This window comes from Rhizobacter sp., assembly GCA_021153565.1.
Classification (GTDB): Bacteria; Pseudomonadota; Gammaproteobacteria; order Burkholderiales; family Burkholderiaceae_C; genus Albitalea.
The window spans coordinates 1-14,742 of sequence record JAJKJU010000258.1; the positions used below are offsets into that span (position 1 = coordinate 1).

19 protein-coding genes and 1 pseudogene are annotated in these 14,742 nt (G+C 61.2%); 10 read left to right on the plus strand and 10 right to left on the minus strand.

The annotated features are described in order from the left end of the window. Positions 1-733 precede the first annotated feature (733 nt). The 4 genes from AC30NL_RS16525 to AC30NL_RS16540 all read left to right on the plus strand — a co-directional run bounded on the left by AC30NL_RS16525 (position 734) and on the right by AC30NL_RS16540 (position 7,494). Positions 734-2,650, plus strand: coding sequence for a UDP-N-acetylglucosamine 2-epimerase (locus AC30NL_RS16525; protein WP_489465093.1), 1,917 nt, complete (start codon positions 734-736; stop codon positions 2,648-2,650). Between the two features lie 1,622 nt (positions 2,651-4,272). Then, positions 4,273-4,839, plus strand: coding sequence for an XrtA/PEP-CTERM system exopolysaccharide export protein (locus tag AC30NL_RS16530; RefSeq protein WP_489465131.1), 567 nt, complete (start codon positions 4,273-4,275; stop codon positions 4,837-4,839). Between the two features lie 221 nt (positions 4,840-5,060). Then, complete coding sequence (locus tag AC30NL_RS16535) at positions 5,061-6,632, plus strand: TIGR03016 family PEP-CTERM system-associated outer membrane protein (protein ID WP_489465094.1); 1,572 nt, start codon at positions 5,061-5,063, stop codon at positions 6,630-6,632. Between the two features lie 7 nt (positions 6,633-6,639). Further along, positions 6,640-7,494, plus strand: coding sequence for an XrtA/PEP-CTERM system-associated ATPase (locus tag AC30NL_RS16540; protein ID WP_489465095.1), 855 nt, complete (start codon positions 6,640-6,642; stop codon positions 7,492-7,494). A 333-nt stretch (positions 7,495-7,827) separates the two neighbouring features. Here the strand turns inward: AC30NL_RS16540 and AC30NL_RS16545 are convergent, their stop codons facing one another. The 3 genes and pseudogenes from AC30NL_RS16545 to AC30NL_RS16555 all read right to left on the minus strand — a co-directional run bounded on the left by AC30NL_RS16545 (position 7,828) and on the right by AC30NL_RS16555 (position 8,470). After that, a complete protein-coding gene (locus AC30NL_RS16545) occupies positions 7,828-7,953 on the minus strand; it encodes a HepT-like ribonuclease domain-containing protein (RefSeq protein WP_489465096.1) in 126 nt (41 codons plus the stop codon). 106 nt (positions 7,954-8,059) lie between these two features. Continuing rightward, positions 8,060-8,179, minus strand: a pseudogene (locus AC30NL_RS16550) (hypothetical protein); the annotation flags it as partial. Further along, complete coding sequence (locus AC30NL_RS16555; RefSeq protein WP_489465097.1) at positions 8,180-8,470, minus strand: nucleotidyltransferase family protein; 291 nt, start codon at positions 8,468-8,470, stop codon at positions 8,180-8,182. Between the two features lie 59 nt (positions 8,471-8,529). On the opposite strand from AC30NL_RS16555, the gene AC30NL_RS16560 reads away from it, so the two are divergent. The 3 genes from AC30NL_RS16560 to AC30NL_RS16570 all read left to right on the plus strand — a co-directional run bounded on the left by AC30NL_RS16560 (position 8,530) and on the right by AC30NL_RS16570 (position 9,426). Next, complete coding sequence (locus AC30NL_RS16560) at positions 8,530-8,757, plus strand: hypothetical protein (protein ID WP_489465098.1); 228 nt, start codon at positions 8,530-8,532, stop codon at positions 8,755-8,757. A gap of 91 nt (positions 8,758-8,848) precedes the next feature. After that, positions 8,849-9,142, plus strand: coding sequence for an antitoxin of toxin-antitoxin stability system (locus AC30NL_RS16565; protein ID WP_489465099.1), 294 nt, complete (start codon positions 8,849-8,851; stop codon positions 9,140-9,142). Then, a complete protein-coding gene (locus tag AC30NL_RS16570; RefSeq protein WP_489465100.1) occupies positions 9,139-9,426 on the plus strand; it encodes a type II toxin-antitoxin system RelE/ParE family toxin in 288 nt (95 codons plus the stop codon). The genes AC30NL_RS16565 and AC30NL_RS16570 overlap by 4 nt, the downstream gene beginning before the upstream one ends. A 4-nt stretch (positions 9,427-9,430) precedes the next feature. Here AC30NL_RS16570 and AC30NL_RS16575 read toward each other — a convergent pair whose 3' ends face one another. From AC30NL_RS16575 to AC30NL_RS16605, 7 genes are all read right to left on the minus strand, one after another. Further along, positions 9,431-9,625 (minus strand): hypothetical protein, encoded by a 195-nt coding sequence (locus AC30NL_RS16575; RefSeq protein WP_489465101.1) that lies wholly within the window; start codon positions 9,623-9,625, stop codon positions 9,431-9,433. 74 nt (positions 9,626-9,699) lie between these two features. Then, positions 9,700-9,921, minus strand: a complete 222-nt coding sequence (locus tag AC30NL_RS16580; protein ID WP_489465102.1) for a type II toxin-antitoxin system RelE/ParE family toxin — start codon at positions 9,919-9,921, stop codon at positions 9,700-9,702. A 30-nt stretch (positions 9,922-9,951) separates the two neighbouring features. Further along, positions 9,952-10,188 carry a CopG family ribbon-helix-helix protein gene (locus AC30NL_RS16585; RefSeq protein WP_489465103.1) on the minus strand — a complete coding sequence of 79 codons (237 nt, stop codon included), beginning with the start codon at positions 10,186-10,188 and terminating at the stop codon, positions 9,952-9,954. Positions 10,189-10,469: 281 nt separating this feature from the next. After that, the gene (locus tag AC30NL_RS16590) at positions 10,470-11,822 is read right to left on the minus strand and encodes a type II toxin-antitoxin system HipA family toxin (RefSeq protein ID WP_489465104.1); all 1,353 of its coding nucleotides are present in this window, start codon (positions 11,820-11,822) and stop codon (positions 10,470-10,472) included. Further along, the gene (locus AC30NL_RS16595; RefSeq protein ID WP_489465105.1) at positions 11,822-12,163 is read right to left on the minus strand and encodes a helix-turn-helix domain-containing protein; all 342 of its coding nucleotides are present in this window, start codon (positions 12,161-12,163) and stop codon (positions 11,822-11,824) included. Before AC30NL_RS16595 ends, AC30NL_RS16590 begins: the two co-directional genes overlap by 1 nt. 77 nt (positions 12,164-12,240) lie before the next feature. Continuing rightward, positions 12,241-12,447: a hypothetical protein gene (locus AC30NL_RS16600; RefSeq protein WP_489465106.1), complete on the minus strand. Its 207-nt coding sequence runs from the start codon at positions 12,445-12,447 to the stop codon at positions 12,241-12,243. After that, entirely contained in the window at positions 12,444-12,725 is a 282-nt protein-coding gene (locus AC30NL_RS16605) for a recombinase family protein (protein ID WP_489465107.1), read from the minus strand. Before AC30NL_RS16605 ends, AC30NL_RS16600 begins: the two co-directional genes overlap by 4 nt. 124 nt (positions 12,726-12,849) lie before the next feature. Here AC30NL_RS16605 and AC30NL_RS16610 point away from each other — a divergent pair, with 124 nt between their 5' ends. The 3 genes from AC30NL_RS16610 (at position 12,850) to AC30NL_RS16620 (ending at position 14,703) form a co-directional block, all read left to right on the plus strand. Then, complete coding sequence (locus tag AC30NL_RS16610; protein WP_489465108.1) at positions 12,850-13,107, plus strand: AbrB/MazE/SpoVT family DNA-binding domain-containing protein; 258 nt, start codon at positions 12,850-12,852, stop codon at positions 13,105-13,107. After that, positions 13,104-13,244, plus strand: a complete 141-nt coding sequence (locus AC30NL_RS16615; RefSeq protein WP_489465109.1) for a type II toxin-antitoxin system PemK/MazF family toxin — start codon at positions 13,104-13,106, stop codon at positions 13,242-13,244. Before AC30NL_RS16610 ends, AC30NL_RS16615 begins: the two co-directional genes overlap by 4 nt. Positions 13,245-14,394: 1,150 nt before the next feature. Continuing rightward, positions 14,395-14,703, plus strand: coding sequence for a fibronectin type III domain-containing protein (locus AC30NL_RS16620; protein ID WP_489465110.1), 309 nt, complete (start codon positions 14,395-14,397; stop codon positions 14,701-14,703). Positions 14,704-14,742 lie beyond the last annotated feature (39 nt).

Sequence of the window (14,742 nt, forward strand, 5' to 3'; positions counted from 1 at the left end):
ACTACTGCAAAAAGCCACCCGTTCACGGGTGCGATTCAAACTGATGTGTATGCCTTCAGGTTGCGGACACCGATTTCCGTTCAGGGCTGACCCTTCGATACGCCGCAGGCGTACCCTGCCCTGAGGTATCGAAGGGTCAGCCTGAACGGGGGGTGTCTCGACGAGATGCTCTCCGTTGGCATCTATGGACGGTCGTCGCTTGAAGCTGCTTCTACTGCAAAAGCCCCCCCGTTCGCCCTGAGGTATCGAAGGGCTTTGCGGGCATCGTGAGGGGGCTTCGATACGCCGCAGGCGTGCCCTGCCCTGAGGTATCGAAGGGTCAGCCTGAACGGGGATGTCTCGACGAGATGTTCCCCGGTGTCCCTGGACGGTTGTCGCCTGAAGCTGCTTCTACTGCAAAAACCCACCCGTTAGCCCTGAGGTATCGAAGGGCTTAGTGGGCATCGTGAGGGGGCTTCGATACCCCAGCCTGAACGGGGGGTAGTCCCTTCCCAAGCACCTCGTTCAAATGAGGGGATCGCCAAGCTTCGCATCGCCGCGTAGACTGATTTGCCACGAGGGGGCGGGTGACCGTCACGTGCCAATGTTTCGCTAGCGTCACGACTACGCTGGCCGTAGCGCGAGGCCAACCATGTATGAGCGGCATTTCGGGATCGCGGGTCCGCCGTTCCAACTGAGTCCGGATCCGTTTTTCTACTTCGACAGCACACCGCACCGAGAGACTATCGACGCGATGCGGAAGGCGTTCGTGGGCGAGCTGCCGTTTGTCGTCCTGAGCGGAGAGATCGGCGCAGGCAAGACCACCGTTCTGCATACATGGTGCGCAGAAGTGGAATCCTCCGGCATCGCCGTGGGCCACATTGCGAACACGCAGCTCGACGCAGACGAGTTGATGGCCTCCATCTGCCATGCGTTTGGTATTCCGATGGGCCCCGGATCGGGCGACGAACGAGATGGAGAGATGCTCGGCCTGTTGCGCGCCCTGCGCGAACGGGGCGCGCTCCTCGTCATCGACGAAGCACAGAATCTGGACCAGGGCGCCCTGCGACGTCTCGTCGCACTGGCTGACATGGCGGATGAAGAGGGCGTGCGGATTCGAATCTGCCTCGCCGGTCAGCCCGAGCTCCGTGCGTTCATGGAAAACCCGGCGCTGCAGGACTTGCAAGCCCGTGTGCAGCATTCATGCCATCTGGGTCCACTGGACGCGGAACAGACGCGGCAGTACATCGAGCATCGACTGACGAAGGTGGGATGGGACGGTGCGCCCTCTTTCGACGCGACAGCATTCGACGAAATTCATCGACTCACAGGTGGCATACCGCGCCGCGTCAATGTGCTGGGCAACCGGCTGATGCTGTCTCAGTTTCTGAACGGCACCGCGCGTATCGACGCACGGGCCGTCATCGCGACCGCCCATGCACTTCATGCAGAGATCGGCGAGGAGGCGTTCATACACGCGCCGTCGATGGCGGCCAAGCGTTGGCAGCGGAATGTGCCATTCGAGCGCGGCACAGTACTCGTGGTGGCCAGCGGGCGCAGCGATCACATCAAGGCGGTTCCGCTGCTGCGTGCGATGAGCGGGCGTCGCGATCTTCCGCCTGTGAGGCTCGTGAGCGTGTCGGACGGCGGCGTCTGGCGGCGCAACCGTGACCTTCATGGCTTCATCGGCCTCGGGCAAGAGCCTCTCGAACTCGTCGATGACGCTGGGGCCTCGCTCGATGAGATCGAATCCGCCTTCGAACGCCTCATCGACTCAGGCCTGCCTGGCGCGGCTGTGGTGTTCGACGGCAATGAGACAACGCGCCGTTGCGCACGTGCTGCACGGGACTTCGACGTGCCGATCGTGCATGTGGGTGCTGATGCACAGAGCGCGGACGAGTGCGACGATCCTCCATCAGCGAGGGCTGCCATTGCCCGGCTCGCCGACCTGCGATTCAACTCGCAGCCGTCTGATGCCGCGGCCTCTGCATTGCTGCGAGGAGCATTCCGGCAGGATGCTGCCTTCTTCGGGGTCGGCAACATTCTGATCGACGCGGTGCATCTGGCGCTGCAATTCGCTGAGCTGACATCGCCCCGAGATGGCCCAGTGCTTTCTCCGAGCGAATGCCTGGGTGGGCCACGCGGCTATGGTGTCATAGCACTGAAGCAGATGCCTGCCGAATCGCGCGCAGCCTGCCGGCACGACATCGTGCCCCTGCTGCGCGACCTGAGCCGCGACTTGCCGCTTGTATGGCCCATGCGACGATCCACCATGCTGGCCATGAGAGACAGCGGTCTTGCCCGCAGCTTGGCGGGTGATCGCATCGCCTGCATTGAGGAGTTGGGGCATGCCGGCTTCATTCGCCTCGTTCGCGACGCGACTTGCGTTCTGACAGATAGTCTTGATGTGATGGAAGAAGCCGCGGCACTCGACGTGCCGTGCCTGTCGCTCGGCGCCCGACACGAGGGGCAGGGCGAGGAGGGTGATTGGGTGTCGGCCTTGCACGTGGGCAACAGCGTGGCCCGAGCCACGCGGGCATTGTGGGAGATCCTGTTCAATGTTGCCGATCCCCCTGCACTCCCAGCCTTGTGGGACGGCCATGCCGCACCGCGCATTGCCGCGCATCTCGCCCACTGGCTTGCCGTCTCGGTCTCAGTTCGTTCGGGGTGAGAGGCGGCTGAGTAGGTGATGAGGCGACTGATGCGGCTGAGAATTTTTCTTGGCGACATCAAATGTCCGTTCGCACTGAGCTTGTCGAAGTACCCGTCACGTCCCGGTGCAAGGCTTCGACAAGCTCAGCCCGAATGGGAGTTGAGTGCACGCGGAGAAAAGGAACTGCCAGTTTCCGAGAAGCCTCTCCGTTCTCAACTCGTTCACACAACCCGTTCGGGCTGAGGTATCGAAGCCTCGTCGTTCGCAAAGAGGCCCTTCGATACCTCAGGGCGAACGGTGTTGTGGTGCGAACGGATGGTGTTGTTGGGATCCCTATCGACAGCCCGATCACTCTCACAGTCCGTTCACGGTTCACAACAAGTTCACGGTTCACAACAAGTTCACGGTTCACAACAAGTTCACGGTTCACAACAAGTTCACGGTTCACAACAAGTTCACGCTTCACAGCCCGTTCGGGCTGAGGTATCGAAGCCTCGTCGTTCGCAACGGGGCCCTTCGATACCTCAGGGCGAACGGTGTTGTGGTGCGATCGGGCGATGTTGTTGGGATCGACAACTCGTTCAATCTCAGATTCCGCTCACCCGTTCACAAGTCGTTCACGACTAACAACCCGTTCGGGATTCACGTTCCATTCCCAATTGAAACTCGTTCGGGCTGAGGTATCGAAGCCTCGTCGTTCGCAACGAGACCCTTCGATACCTCAGGGCGAACGGTGTTGTGGTGCGAACGGACGGTGTTGTTGGGATTCTTATCGACAGCCCGTTCACTCTCACAGTCCGTTCACCGTTCACAGTCCGTTCACGGTTCACAGTCCATTCACGGTTCACAGTCCGTTCACGATTCACAACCCTTCACCCTTCACGCTTCACATTCACAGCCCGTTCGGGCTGAGGTATCGAAGCCTCGTCGTTCGCAACGGGGCCCTTCGATACCTAGGGCGAACGGTGTTGTGGTGCGATCGGGCGATGTTGTTGGGATCGACAACTCGTTCAATCTCAGCGTCCGCTCACCCGTTCACAAATCGTTCACGACTAACAACCCGTTCGGGATTCACGTTCCATTCCCAATTGAAACCCGTTCGGGCTGAGGTATCGAAGCCTCGTCGTTCGCAACGAGACCCTTCGATACCTCAGGGCGAACGGTATTGTGGTGCGAACGGACGGTGTTGTTGGGATTCTTATCGACAGCCCGTTCACTCTCACAGTCCGCTCACCGTTCACAGTCCGTTCACGCTTCACAACCCGTTCGGGCTGAGGTATCGAAGCCTCTGCCTTCGCAACAAATCCCCTTCAATACCTCAGGGAAAACTGTGTTGGCTTGCGAAAGGTGCGTTGCCCGTTTCGCTGCACCCTATCGACAACCCGAGCTCGGTCACATCAACCGAATCCAATAGTCGTCAACACATGCCCCTCCAACCCCCAGGATAAAGGGTGGTCACGCGGGGTGTAGAGCGTAGACTGGCCCGAGCAGGAGATCGAGAACATCGTGGTTTCGAGCCGCACGGCTCAACTCAGGAAGGGTGACCGATGAAGGGCTTGGATTCTCGCGATCAGGCGTTCACGCAAACGACCGTCGTCCGCACCGCGGCCCGATGGCTCGCGTTGTTCAGTGCTGCCATCATGGCGACAGCTTGTTCGTCGCTTGCATCTCATCCACCCGCGCCTCGTGTCGTGGATGCGCCCGCGCAGCGCTACAAGATAGGGCCGCTCGACACGCTCAACATCGTCGTGTGGCGCAATCCCGAACTCTCATCCACCGTCACAGTCCGACCCGACGGATTCATCTCGACACCCCTTGTCGAAGACATGCAGGCCGCGGGGCGCAACCCCGCCGACCTATCTCGCGACGTCGAGAAAGCCCTCGCAAAGTACATCCGCGACCCGGTCGTCAGCATCGTCGTGGGCGGATTCCAGGGCATCTATTCGGACCAGATTCGCATCGTGGGCGAAGCAGCCAAGCCGCAAGCAGTGCCTTATCGCCAGAACATGACCATCCTCGACGTCATGATCCAGGTCGGTGGAATGACCGATTTCGCGGATGGCAACGGCGCGGTGCTGATTCGTGGTGCCGAGAGCGGCAAGCAATACAGCGTGCGGCTCAAGGATCTGCTCAAGCGTGGTGACATCGCGGCGAATGTGGCCGTCATGCCGGGCGACATCATCATCGTCCCGCAAAGCTGGTTCTGAAGAGCTTGAGAGTTCTTCGTTGGACTATCAATTTCCCGTTCAGGCTGACGCTTCGATACCTCAGGGCAGGGTACGCCTACGGCGTATCGAAGCCCTTGTCCCAACGCTCCAAGCCCTTCGATGCATCAGGGCAAACGGGTCCTTTTCTCAGAGCGAACGGGTCCTTTCTCAGAACGAACGGCTGCCGCGTGAACGTCGAAAAACTCTCAACCTCTGACTCCATGAGGCGCATCAACGCCCTGACCGCCGCGATTGCGCTGGCGCTCATGCCGTCCGTTGCTAGCACGCAGACTCAGCCTGCCGTGACCCCGGTGGACCTGATCCCGCCGGTCATGACCCCACCAGTCATGACCCCGCCGGCCCTGATTACCGTCGATGGCACCGTAACGGCAACCGACAACGGCGCGCTCGCTGCGGCGGGCGAGGAACGACACGACGTCATAGTCTCCGTGACGCCGAAGCTGGCATACATCCGGCGTGGCGCCGGACTCGATCTCAAACTTGATGCGGCCGTCACGTTCCTCGACTACGCCAACGGGACGCAACGCGGTGGGGTTCTGCCCGAGCTGGGAGCGTCCCTGAAGAGTACCGTCGTCGAACGCTTGCTCTACATCGATGCGGCGGCGCGCGTGCGCCAGTCCGAGGTGGATCCGTTCGGTTCACGTGCCGACAGCGTGACGGGGGCGAATCGGCGTACGGAGGGAAGCTACAGCATCAGTCCATACATCGACCGCGAGATCTGGCGTGATACCTCGCTGCTCGCGCGGCACGATGCGAGCCTGACGACCAACGGCGCAGGCGACGGCACTCGGCTGGTTTCCAACCACAGCCTGGTGCGGGTCGAACGCAAGCCGGTCCCGCTGGGTGGCGCCATCGAGTGGACCAGACTCGACAACGAATCCAAAGGCGTTACGCAAAGCCGCTTCAAGCTCGACACGGTGCGTGTGCGTGGGAACATCGAATTCGGTCAACAACTCGTGTTGGGGGCGGTCGCGGGAAGGGATCACAGCCGCTTTCTTCTGAGCGATCAGAACGACTCGCTTTACGGAGTCAATGCCAAGTGGAGTCCCGGCCCGCGAACGGACCTGTCGGCCAGCGTCGAACATCGATTCTTCGGCAGCGGCGGCGAACTAACGTTTCGCCACCGTATGCCGTTCTTTGCAGTCTCGCTCGAGGCGAGGCGGCAACCGGTGATGTCGCAGACGTCGCTTGGCGGGTTGGGCCAAGGATCAGACCTGCGGACCTTACTCGACGGCATTCTTACTACGCGATACCCCGATCCCACGGCTCGTGCGGGTCTCGTCAACACACTCGTCTCGAATCTCGGTCTTGACACCCGGACGATCAACCCCGTGGATGTGGTGGCTGAGTATCCGCAGCTTCTGACTTCCGGCAGCGCATCCGTGGCATTTCTTGGTTCGAGAAACACCGCATCGCTCACCCTCTTCGGGCAGACCCAGCGTCAACTTTCGCGCGACGGGGATCCATTGGCCGCGGCCGTGGCCGCAACGGCAGATAGCCGGCAAGTGGGCGGATCGTTCCAATTCTCTCGACGACTCACGCCTCAGATGTCCGCCGACGCGGCAGTGAGATGGTCGAAGATTTCGGGGATTGCGGTGCGTGAGGGAGACGTGAGCGAGGACAAATCCCTGCGCCTGTCGCTTCTGCAGAATCTATCTCCGCGCACAAGCATGTCAGCTGGCTTTCAGCAAAACCGGTTCACGACCACGGTCAGCGGCCAGCATCCCTATCGTGCGAATCTCGTGTTCGTCGGAATGGGCCATCGCTTTTGAGTCATTGATGTTCGAAGCACACTTCGGATTCAGCGCCGCGCCTTTTCAGCTCAGCCCTGATCCCAGCTTCTACTTCGAGAGCAAAGGTCATGGTCAGGCGTTGTCATACCTTAAATATGGCGTGTACCAGCGAGAGGGCTTCATCGTCGTCACCGGCGAGATAGGTTCGGGAAAGACGACATTGGTCCGAGCGCTGCTGGAAGGACTGGACTCGCGCGAGTTGGCTGCCGCCCAGGTCACTAACACTCAGCTCGATTCCTGTGACCTATTGCACGCGATCTGCACTGGATTCGGCGTGCCGATTTCCGGGACGTCGAAAGCCCAAATGCTGGCCACGCTGGAGGCATTCTTCGTGGCCCTTGCGGCGGGGGGGCGGCGTGCACTGCTGATCATAGATGAGGCCCAGAACCTTGGTCTCAAGGAGATCGAGGAATTGCGCATGCTCTCCAACTTCCAGTTGGGTAGTCACGCCTTGTTGCAAAGCTTCCTTGTGGGGCAACCTGAGTTGCGGCTGATGCTGCGGTCGAGTGCCATGGAGCAGCTCAGGCAGCGAGTCATCGCCTCGTGTCACCTGGGGCCGTTGACCGTGGACGAGACGCGTGCCTATATAGAGCACCGTCTTCAACACGTGGGGTGGAATGCCCGCCCTGCGATTGCTGATGACGCATTCGCTCCGATTCACGTGCACACCGGCGGAATCCCCCGCCGTATCAATCTACTGTGCACGCGGATGCTTCTTGCCGCCTGGTTAACCGCAAGGGATGACATTACCGCTGTTGATGTGACAAATGCCGCAGTCGAGTTGCGAGGCGAAATGGGTGGGGAAGGTTTGCCGGAGACAGGTTTGTCGGCGGTGAAATGAGAAAGAACGATGTTAGGGCGGTTGCAAGGATGAAGTGCAACGCCCGTTCATGATCAAGTCATAGACGGGTGCGATTCAAACTGATGTGAAGTCATCAACACCCGTTCGCCCTGACCCTTCGATACCTCAGGACAGGGTCGCTTCGCGATCGAAGGGCTTGTGGAGCGTCGGGATGGGGCTTCGATACGCCGCGTACCCTGCCCTGCGGTATCGAAGGGTCAGCCTGAACGGAAATCGGTGTCCGCAGCCTGAAGGCATACACATCAGTTTGAATCGCACCGGTCATAGACGACTGCCACACGTATATGCATTGGCTTGGAGTTGTACTCATTTTTATTGACCACAATCCTGGCGCACGGCGGGCAGCTGTTCGAGCAGCACAGGCAGCGCCGTTTGCACCGTGCCCCACACCACGTCGAGGTTGATTTCGAAATAGCCGTGGGCAATGCGGTTGCGCATACCGCGCATGCTTTGCCCGCGGCACTTCGGCGTGCTCCTGGGTAAACTCGGCGTAGCCCTCCATTACCTTCGTGGAGGCCTCGCCAATGATGATGAGACTCATGATGACGGCCTGCTGGGTGCGCTTGTCCTTAAGGAAGTCGTCCTTGGCAAGGCCCTCCAAGAAGGTGCACGCATCCGTCGCCTTGCTGCATGTGGCCGACGTAATCAGGTAGGCGGTTCTCACTCATATCGGTCGCGCCTCCGCGAGCACTTTCGCACGGAACTTCAGCGGCAGGTCAGGCGGGGTCAGCAGATCAACGTGGACGCCGAGCAGCGATTCCAACTCATCTTGCAAACCGCCCAGGTCGAACAGTGTCGCGCCGGGCAGCGCATCGACCAGCAGATCGAGGTCGCTGCCGTCCCGGTCTGTGCCCTGCAGCACCGATCCGAAGATGCGCGGGTTCGCCGCGCGAAACCGAATCGCGGCCTCACGTACAGCGATTCGCTTCATGTCGAGCGCAACTGACGGTCGCATGGGTAGCTCCAGTTCTTGTCGAAAACTACGTGAGATGGTAAGGGATTGAAATAATAGAAATGCTCCCCTCGATGGCCTGTGGCATCGACGCACAAGCACAGCGCTACAAGATCGGGCCGCTGAGGTCGCTCACCCTACAACATCCGTTCGCCTTGATCCTTCATGCCCGTTCATCACGCCTGTACGCGATGCATCAGGCAGCTGCCACGTGCGCTAAGACGGCAACGGACGCACGGCGCATGTACCCCGTCGATCGAACCACGGGCGTGATCTGGACCAACGTGTGATGCTCTACGGCTTTTACTCGACTTAGTACTTTTAACCGGACCTACTGACGACGTATATACTTTGAAATCACCTTGCCAAGTAGGAGTCGTCATGCCGAAAGAAGCCGTCTTCACGATGAAGCTCGAACCGGAGCTGCGGGACGAGTTCATGGCCGAGGCCGAGGCTCTAGATCGGCCGGCTTCGCAGGTGGTGCGCGAACTGATGCGCGATTTCGTGCGTCGTCAACGCGAGGCAAGGGAGTACGACGCCTTCGTGCACCGCAAGGTGGAGACTGGTCGCAAGGAGATGCGCACCGGCCGTGGGCGCTCGCACGACGAGGTAGAGGCTGACTTCAGCGCACGCCGCGCCGAATTGCTGCGCAAGGCCGGTGAGGCCAGCGCGTGAGGGTTCGGTGGACAAGCCAAGCCGAGCAGGACCGCGCCGACATCATGACTTACATCGCCGCCGACAACGTGCGTGCGGCGGTGGCGATGGACGAGTTGTTCGGCTCGGCTGCAGTACGGCTGGCCGACTTTCCACGGCTGGGCAAGCCCGGCATGGTTGCCGGCACGCGCGAACTGATCGCGCATGAGAGCTACCGCATGATCTATGAGGTGGCTGAGGCCGACGAGACAGTATGGGTGCTGGCGCTGGTTCACACGGCGCGGCAATGGCCGCCGGGGCGCTGACCGATTACGTTACGGCCTCACTGCTCGCAATCAATGTGAGCCGGCCGCGATGGATTGCAAGCCGTCGCCCATCGATTGCAAGCCGCCACACCGAGCTTCCGCACACCGGCGAGGTTCCGGCGCGGCCGCCGTCCTCAAGGGACGGGCGAACATTCAGGGTGCCGACGCGGTCGCTGCCGGCGTCGAAGAGGTAGGCCATAGTTCAGACTGCATTGCATCGCGCCAGTACAGGATCAGCTGCAAATGATCTGGGCGCCAGACGCGGGGGCCGAGTTACCGATCCTCTCGCGTGTGCCACAGCCGCAGCACGTAGAGCGTGGACGCCACGATCTCGTAGCGCATCTCATAGTGCCCGACCAGGATGCGGCGAACATGCTCTAGCAAGCGCTCGGGCGCGGCCGTGAGCGCTTGCACGGCGCGCGCTGCCCCCGTTTGTTGACCGGAGCCAAGAACTCGTAGAGCCGCGCCAGATCCGACGGCGCCTTGCTGGTCCATTTCCATCACTGCGGCAAGGGCGCCGCCACGTCAGTGTCCAAGCTCGCCCGCCCAGGCCTGCACCGCCTGGTGGTCGATGACACGCCCGGCATCCACATCGGCCAACGCTTCCAGCGTGAGACGTCGGCGCTCTTCTTCCTGGCCAACCCACGCGGTCAAGGCCTGCTTCACGATCCAGCCACGCGAGCGCTCCAGGCGAGCGGCCAACTGATCGACTTTCTCTGCCAGTGGCCGCGGGACATGGGCGGTCAGAACTTTGGTTTCCATGTGGAATCCCCTTGTGAACCTAAACCGTAGTGATTGACGCTGATTTTTGGAAGCCATATTTCGGTTCGGGCTATATGCCAGATGGGCACCGATTGGGTGGTCCCGCCTTGTTGTAAAGGTGGGCAACCCGAGTTTTCGGCTTGTGGGCCGGAAGGCTCGTCCTGCGATCGCTGACGGCATCACCGCAATCGATTGGCAAACGCGGCGGGTGGGGCGAGATGGGCGGCGCAGGGTTGCCCGAGATGGGTTCGTCAGTGGTGAACTGAGAACCGATCAGCCTCTCAGGCAAGCGGCCGGCGCACCTCTGCTTGCAGCGCGGGGCTCGCAATGTCGTCGAGGTCACGGATGCCGGGAGTGAGTGCGTCGATGAGGCGCCCGGAAACACCAAAGCTCTCGAAGTGCGCACGCCACTGGCGCAGCTCACCCCACACGCGCCGTACCACCGCCACGGCGTCGGGCCGGTCTGGAATGAATGCAGCGTGCCCCGTCATCGCGTTGTCCAGGGTCGCGAGCTTCCCCTGCGCTCCCACCTCGAGGTGGAGGAAGCGCTCGTGCGCGACCCCGGGGCGCGGCACAACGTCATACAGAGGGCTGAGTCGCCAACCTTCGACTCTTGGGTCGCGTACGAAACCATGATTGCGCAGGTGGTCGTCGTCATTGCTGACAAAGATGTTGAAGACCATCCGCGCGAAAAGTTCGTTGTTGTTGGCGCGGATGTGGCTGGGGTGCACATGCCGACGCACCGCATGGCCGAGGTCGGCATATCCCTTGTATCGTGAATCGAACTCGTCGCAGGCGAGTAACGTCAATCCGCTGACGAACGGCAGGCGGCGTTCTTGCGCGCCGGCATCTGGCAGGGTTTCATGGAGAGCGACCTCGGCCGGTGGCAGGGCTGGACCCTCATGCCAGTACCTGTCAAATCGCCGGATCAGTAAAACGGATCTACCGCCGATGTCGACCAAGCGGACGGCGGGCACGCTCATGCCACACAGCGCCGCGAGTCGCAGAGTGGCGTACTCGGCAGTGGCCACGTCGAAGGTGTCTGAACGAGACGGGAACTTGGCGAGCCAGAGGAGTCCTGCGTCGTCCCGCACAGCGGCCTTCGGCCTGGCACCGCCCGCACCAGGCCCCGAACCGAAGAGGTCAGTCAAGCGGGCCGGTAGTGGGTCGCCCGTCTCAATTCGCTCGGCTGCCTCCATCAGGTAGCCCAGGTTCTGCACCGGCGACGTTCCGGCGCGGCCGCCGTCCTCAAGGGAAGGACGAACATCCAGGGCGCCGACGCGGTCGCTGCCCGCGTCGAAGAGGTAGGTCGCCTCGGACAGGCTGTTGGCGGGGACTCTTCGGCGGGCCTCGATGACGCGCCGGCCCCAGGCGTCCGGGGCCGCGTCGCGGATGCCGCCGAACTCGGGCAGGTTGTTTATCGGCCGCAGCTCGACGCCGCGCGCGGCCTCGCGATTGTCCAACGAGAGACTCACGGGGTCGAGCTCGAAGCCGTGTGGGCGGCCGAGGTAGCGCAAACCGTACGCGAACGTTGACGCCTCGACCCCTCGGCCGCCTTGCGTCAGAGTGAGGCGCCCTGCCGGGGCGAACCCGTCCTGCAGGTGTGCGAAGACGAAGAGCTGGTCGATAGGCATCAGAAGTCCAGTTCCCCGAGTTCCTTCGCGGACAGCTTGCGCACGCGCTTGGTCTCTTCCGAGTTGCGCAAGGTGACGAGGGCGGGGTCGGCTTCTTGAAGAAGTTCGAGCAGCGTCGAGCCTGGGGAGATGGCGTTCAGGTAGCGCAGCACCTGGCTTAGCGTACGGCTGGGGTTACCGGCCTCAATCAGGACCGCCGTCGACCGGGATACACCCGCGCGCAGCGCGACATCGGACTGGCGCAGTCGACGCGCTTTTCGCAGGCGCGCTAGCTTGCCGCCCACCTCGTGCGACATGGTGAGCAGCTCGTTAGGGAGGTTCGTGGCTTCTGCGTATTTCATCTGCAATCACAGTCCTAGTATTGTTATAGACGGAGATTGCATCCATCATAGTTGGACGCCGGATTATCAGTCAAGATTCACTCGAACTGCTCGATGCGCTTTAGGTCGACCTGCCAACAGTCGCTTACCATGGCCCACTCGGCACTCTTGCCCGGCAGGCGATCGAGCCGCTCGCCGCAGTTGCAGCTGCGAGTCCGCGGGGATTTACCTACCCCTTGGGCGTCGGCATGGCGCTGCGCCTCGTCAAGGTAGCTGTACAGCGTGGACTTGGAGATGCCCATCATCCGGCAGATGTTGGCGATGGGGGGGGCTGCCGTTCCTGGTACAGGCGCAGCGCAAGCGCGCGCTGGTCGACGTCCAGCAGCTTCGGGCGTCCACCCTTGCGGCCGCGGGCACGGGCCGCCGCCAAGCCGGCACGGGTGCGCTCGCGGATCAGCGTGCGCTCGAATTCGGCCCGTGCGCCGAACATGTGGATACCAGCTTGCCACCGCTGCTGGTGGCGCATCGCGCTGCAGGCCAGGTTCTGATCGTCGGTGGAGACACTGGCGTAGCCGAGCAACATGCGAGATGAGTACGAAAGCGGCAAGAGGACCGACCTGCTAAGTCCGGAAAACGAGCGCTTTGCGGAAGCGTCGGGTTTGTCATGAAGTTATACGTAAACATATTCAATCGAATGGGAATTCACCATGCACACAACGAAGCTACGCAAGGTCGGTGGCTCAGTCATGTTGGCTGTCCCGCCAGCCTTTCTTGATCAGCTGCATCTTCAAGCCGGTGCGATCGTCGGCCTGGCCGTCGATCACGGCTGCCTGGTGGTCAATCCAAAGCCACGACCCCGCTACACGCTCGCGGAGTTGCTGGCCGCGTCGGACTATTCGCAGCCGCAACCGGCCGAGGAACGCGAATGGGTCGACGCGCCCGCCGCGGGCGGTGAGCTGCTATGAAGCGAGGCGACATTTACCTCGTATCGCTCGATCCGACAGCAGCGCACGAGCAAAGCGGCAGCCGCCCCGTCCTGGTTGTGCACGCGGATGCTCCTCGCCGCCTGGCAGTCCGCCAGAGAGGAGATCGCCGCAGCTGATGTGACGGATGCCGCAGTTGAACTCCGAGCCGAAATGGGCGGCGAAGGCATGCCCGAGATCGGTTCGTCAGCGGTGAGTTGAGTAGTCCGACCTCAACGCCGCTTCGCTTCTGCGTCGCTCCAAGACCGTCCGCCCTGAGAAGCCGGGAGTGCCTTCGCTCACGCTTCAACACCCGTTCGCCCTGGGTCAACACGCCCGCGCGCCCTCACCCTTCCATACCTCAGGACAGGCTCGCTTCGCGATCGAAGGGCTTGTGGCTCGTCGTGACGGACTTCCAGAGGCACTGCCTCTGGACTTGGATGTCAGCAGTCGTAATGCGACTGCCACAGACCCAGGCCGCCGTACACCCCTACTGATAGTGTCAGAACGTATGACCAACCGTCATGCGGCGGCAGTCTTGTATCCGACTTCTTACGGACGCGTCGGATTCGGTCATTGAGTGCCAAAAAGAGAAGAAAAAGAGCCGGAACAAGTTCACGAATCGATGCGGCACGGCTGATGCACATAGAGCTGCGTCGTCCAAATGGCACGGTGGCAAACACCGGACAAGCTGATCCATAGCCCGCTACGCGCAGTAGCACATTGCTTAGAGGTCAGCGATGGACAAATGCCGACGACACGTGGGGAAACCCGTCCTGACGCAGAGGAGGTTGCGGCAGGAACAGTGCCAAAAGCGATGCTCCACGCATCGCGTTGCACCGACTCCGTCGGTCGCTCGCTGGAAGCACTGCATTGCGCCATCGTGGTCGCCCTTGAGCGTAACGGTGGAGGAATAACTTTATCTTCTGATTGACTCTCCCAATGCAGCCTGATACCCACCACTATCCAAAGTCTCTGCTTGTCTCTCTAATGTCAAGCGCCTTTATTGTCACTGCGTGTGGCGGCGGCGCAGACCAACCTTCTGATGCTGCGGCAGCCGGCAGCGAGGCAGCGCAGGCCACCAGTACTGCACGACCCTTAGCAATAACGACAACGTCGAGCTGGACGAAGATTGCGAGCGAAGGTCAATCGTTTTCGGTCAGCGGAACTCAGACCGTTCGATATGGATCAGGGTCCAGTTGGGTCCAAAAGACTGTCACGGGCGGCGGTCAATGTACCAATGCGTTCTTTGGCAGTGATCCGGCGGCTTGGGTCGCGAAAGAGTGCGACGTGAATACCTCTGCACCTGCACCTGCACCTGCACCTGCACCTGCACCGGCACCTGCACCGGCAACCACCGCTTCCCTGCAATGGCAGCCGCCGAGTTCTGGCGCTGCGGCTGGATACCGCGTGTACTTTGGCACAGCGTCTAACACCTATAGCCAAGCGCCCGGAACGGGAATAAATCCAGGAAATTCCACAAGCTACACGGTGACCGGTCTCCAGTCAGGAAAGACGTACTACTTCGTGGTTACGGCAGTGGATTCTTCCGGAAACGAAAGCCTGCATTCGAACGAAGTTGCGAAGGTCATTCAGTAAGGGGCTCTCACATGTACTTCCAAAATTCATCGGTAAGCG

Bases quoted from the DNA above. Each gene is read 5' to 3' on its own strand.
- AC30NL_RS16525 (WP_489465093.1), top strand. From the start codon at position 734: ATGCGGAAGGCGTTCGTGGGCGAGCTGCCGTTTGTCGTCCTGAGCGGA.
- AC30NL_RS16530 (WP_489465131.1), top strand. From the start codon at position 4,273: ATGGCGACAGCTTGTTCGTCGCTTGCATCTCATCCACCCGCGCCTCGT.
- AC30NL_RS16535 (WP_489465094.1), top strand. From the start codon at position 5,061: ATGAGGCGCATCAACGCCCTGACCGCCGCGATTGCGCTGGCGCTCATG.
- AC30NL_RS16540 (WP_489465095.1), top strand. From the start codon at position 6,640: ATGTTCGAAGCACACTTCGGATTCAGCGCCGCGCCTTTTCAGCTCAGC.
- AC30NL_RS16545 (WP_489465096.1), bottom strand. From the start codon at position 7,953: ATGCGCAACCGCATTGCCCACGGCTATTTCGAAATCAACCTCGACGTG.
- AC30NL_RS16555 (WP_489465097.1), bottom strand. From the start codon at position 8,470: ATGCGACCGTCAGTTGCGCTCGACATGAAGCGAATCGCTGTACGTGAG.
- AC30NL_RS16560 (WP_489465098.1), top strand. From the start codon at position 8,530: ATGCTCCCCTCGATGGCCTGTGGCATCGACGCACAAGCACAGCGCTAC.
- AC30NL_RS16565 (WP_489465099.1), top strand. From the start codon at position 8,849: ATGCCGAAAGAAGCCGTCTTCACGATGAAGCTCGAACCGGAGCTGCGG.
- AC30NL_RS16575 (WP_489465101.1), bottom strand. From the start codon at position 9,625: ATGGCCTACCTCTTCGACGCCGGCAGCGACCGCGTCGGCACCCTGAAT.
- AC30NL_RS16580 (WP_489465102.1), bottom strand. From the start codon at position 9,921: ATGGACCAGCAAGGCGCCGTCGGATCTGGCGCGGCTCTACGAGTTCTT.
- AC30NL_RS16585 (WP_489465103.1), bottom strand. From the start codon at position 10,188: ATGGAAACCAAAGTTCTGACCGCCCATGTCCCGCGGCCACTGGCAGAG.
- AC30NL_RS16590 (WP_489465104.1), bottom strand. From the start codon at position 11,822: ATGCCTATCGACCAGCTCTTCGTCTTCGCACACCTGCAGGACGGGTTC.
- AC30NL_RS16595 (WP_489465105.1), bottom strand. From the start codon at position 12,163: ATGAAATACGCAGAAGCCACGAACCTCCCTAACGAGCTGCTCACCATG.
- AC30NL_RS16600 (WP_489465106.1), bottom strand. From the start codon at position 12,447: ATGATGGGCATCTCCAAGTCCACGCTGTACAGCTACCTTGACGAGGCG.
- AC30NL_RS16605 (WP_489465107.1), bottom strand. From the start codon at position 12,725: ATGTTGCTCGGCTACGCCAGTGTCTCCACCGACGATCAGAACCTGGCC.
- AC30NL_RS16610 (WP_489465108.1), top strand. From the start codon at position 12,850: ATGCACACAACGAAGCTACGCAAGGTCGGTGGCTCAGTCATGTTGGCT.
- AC30NL_RS16615 (WP_489465109.1), top strand. From the start codon at position 13,104: ATGAAGCGAGGCGACATTTACCTCGTATCGCTCGATCCGACAGCAGCG.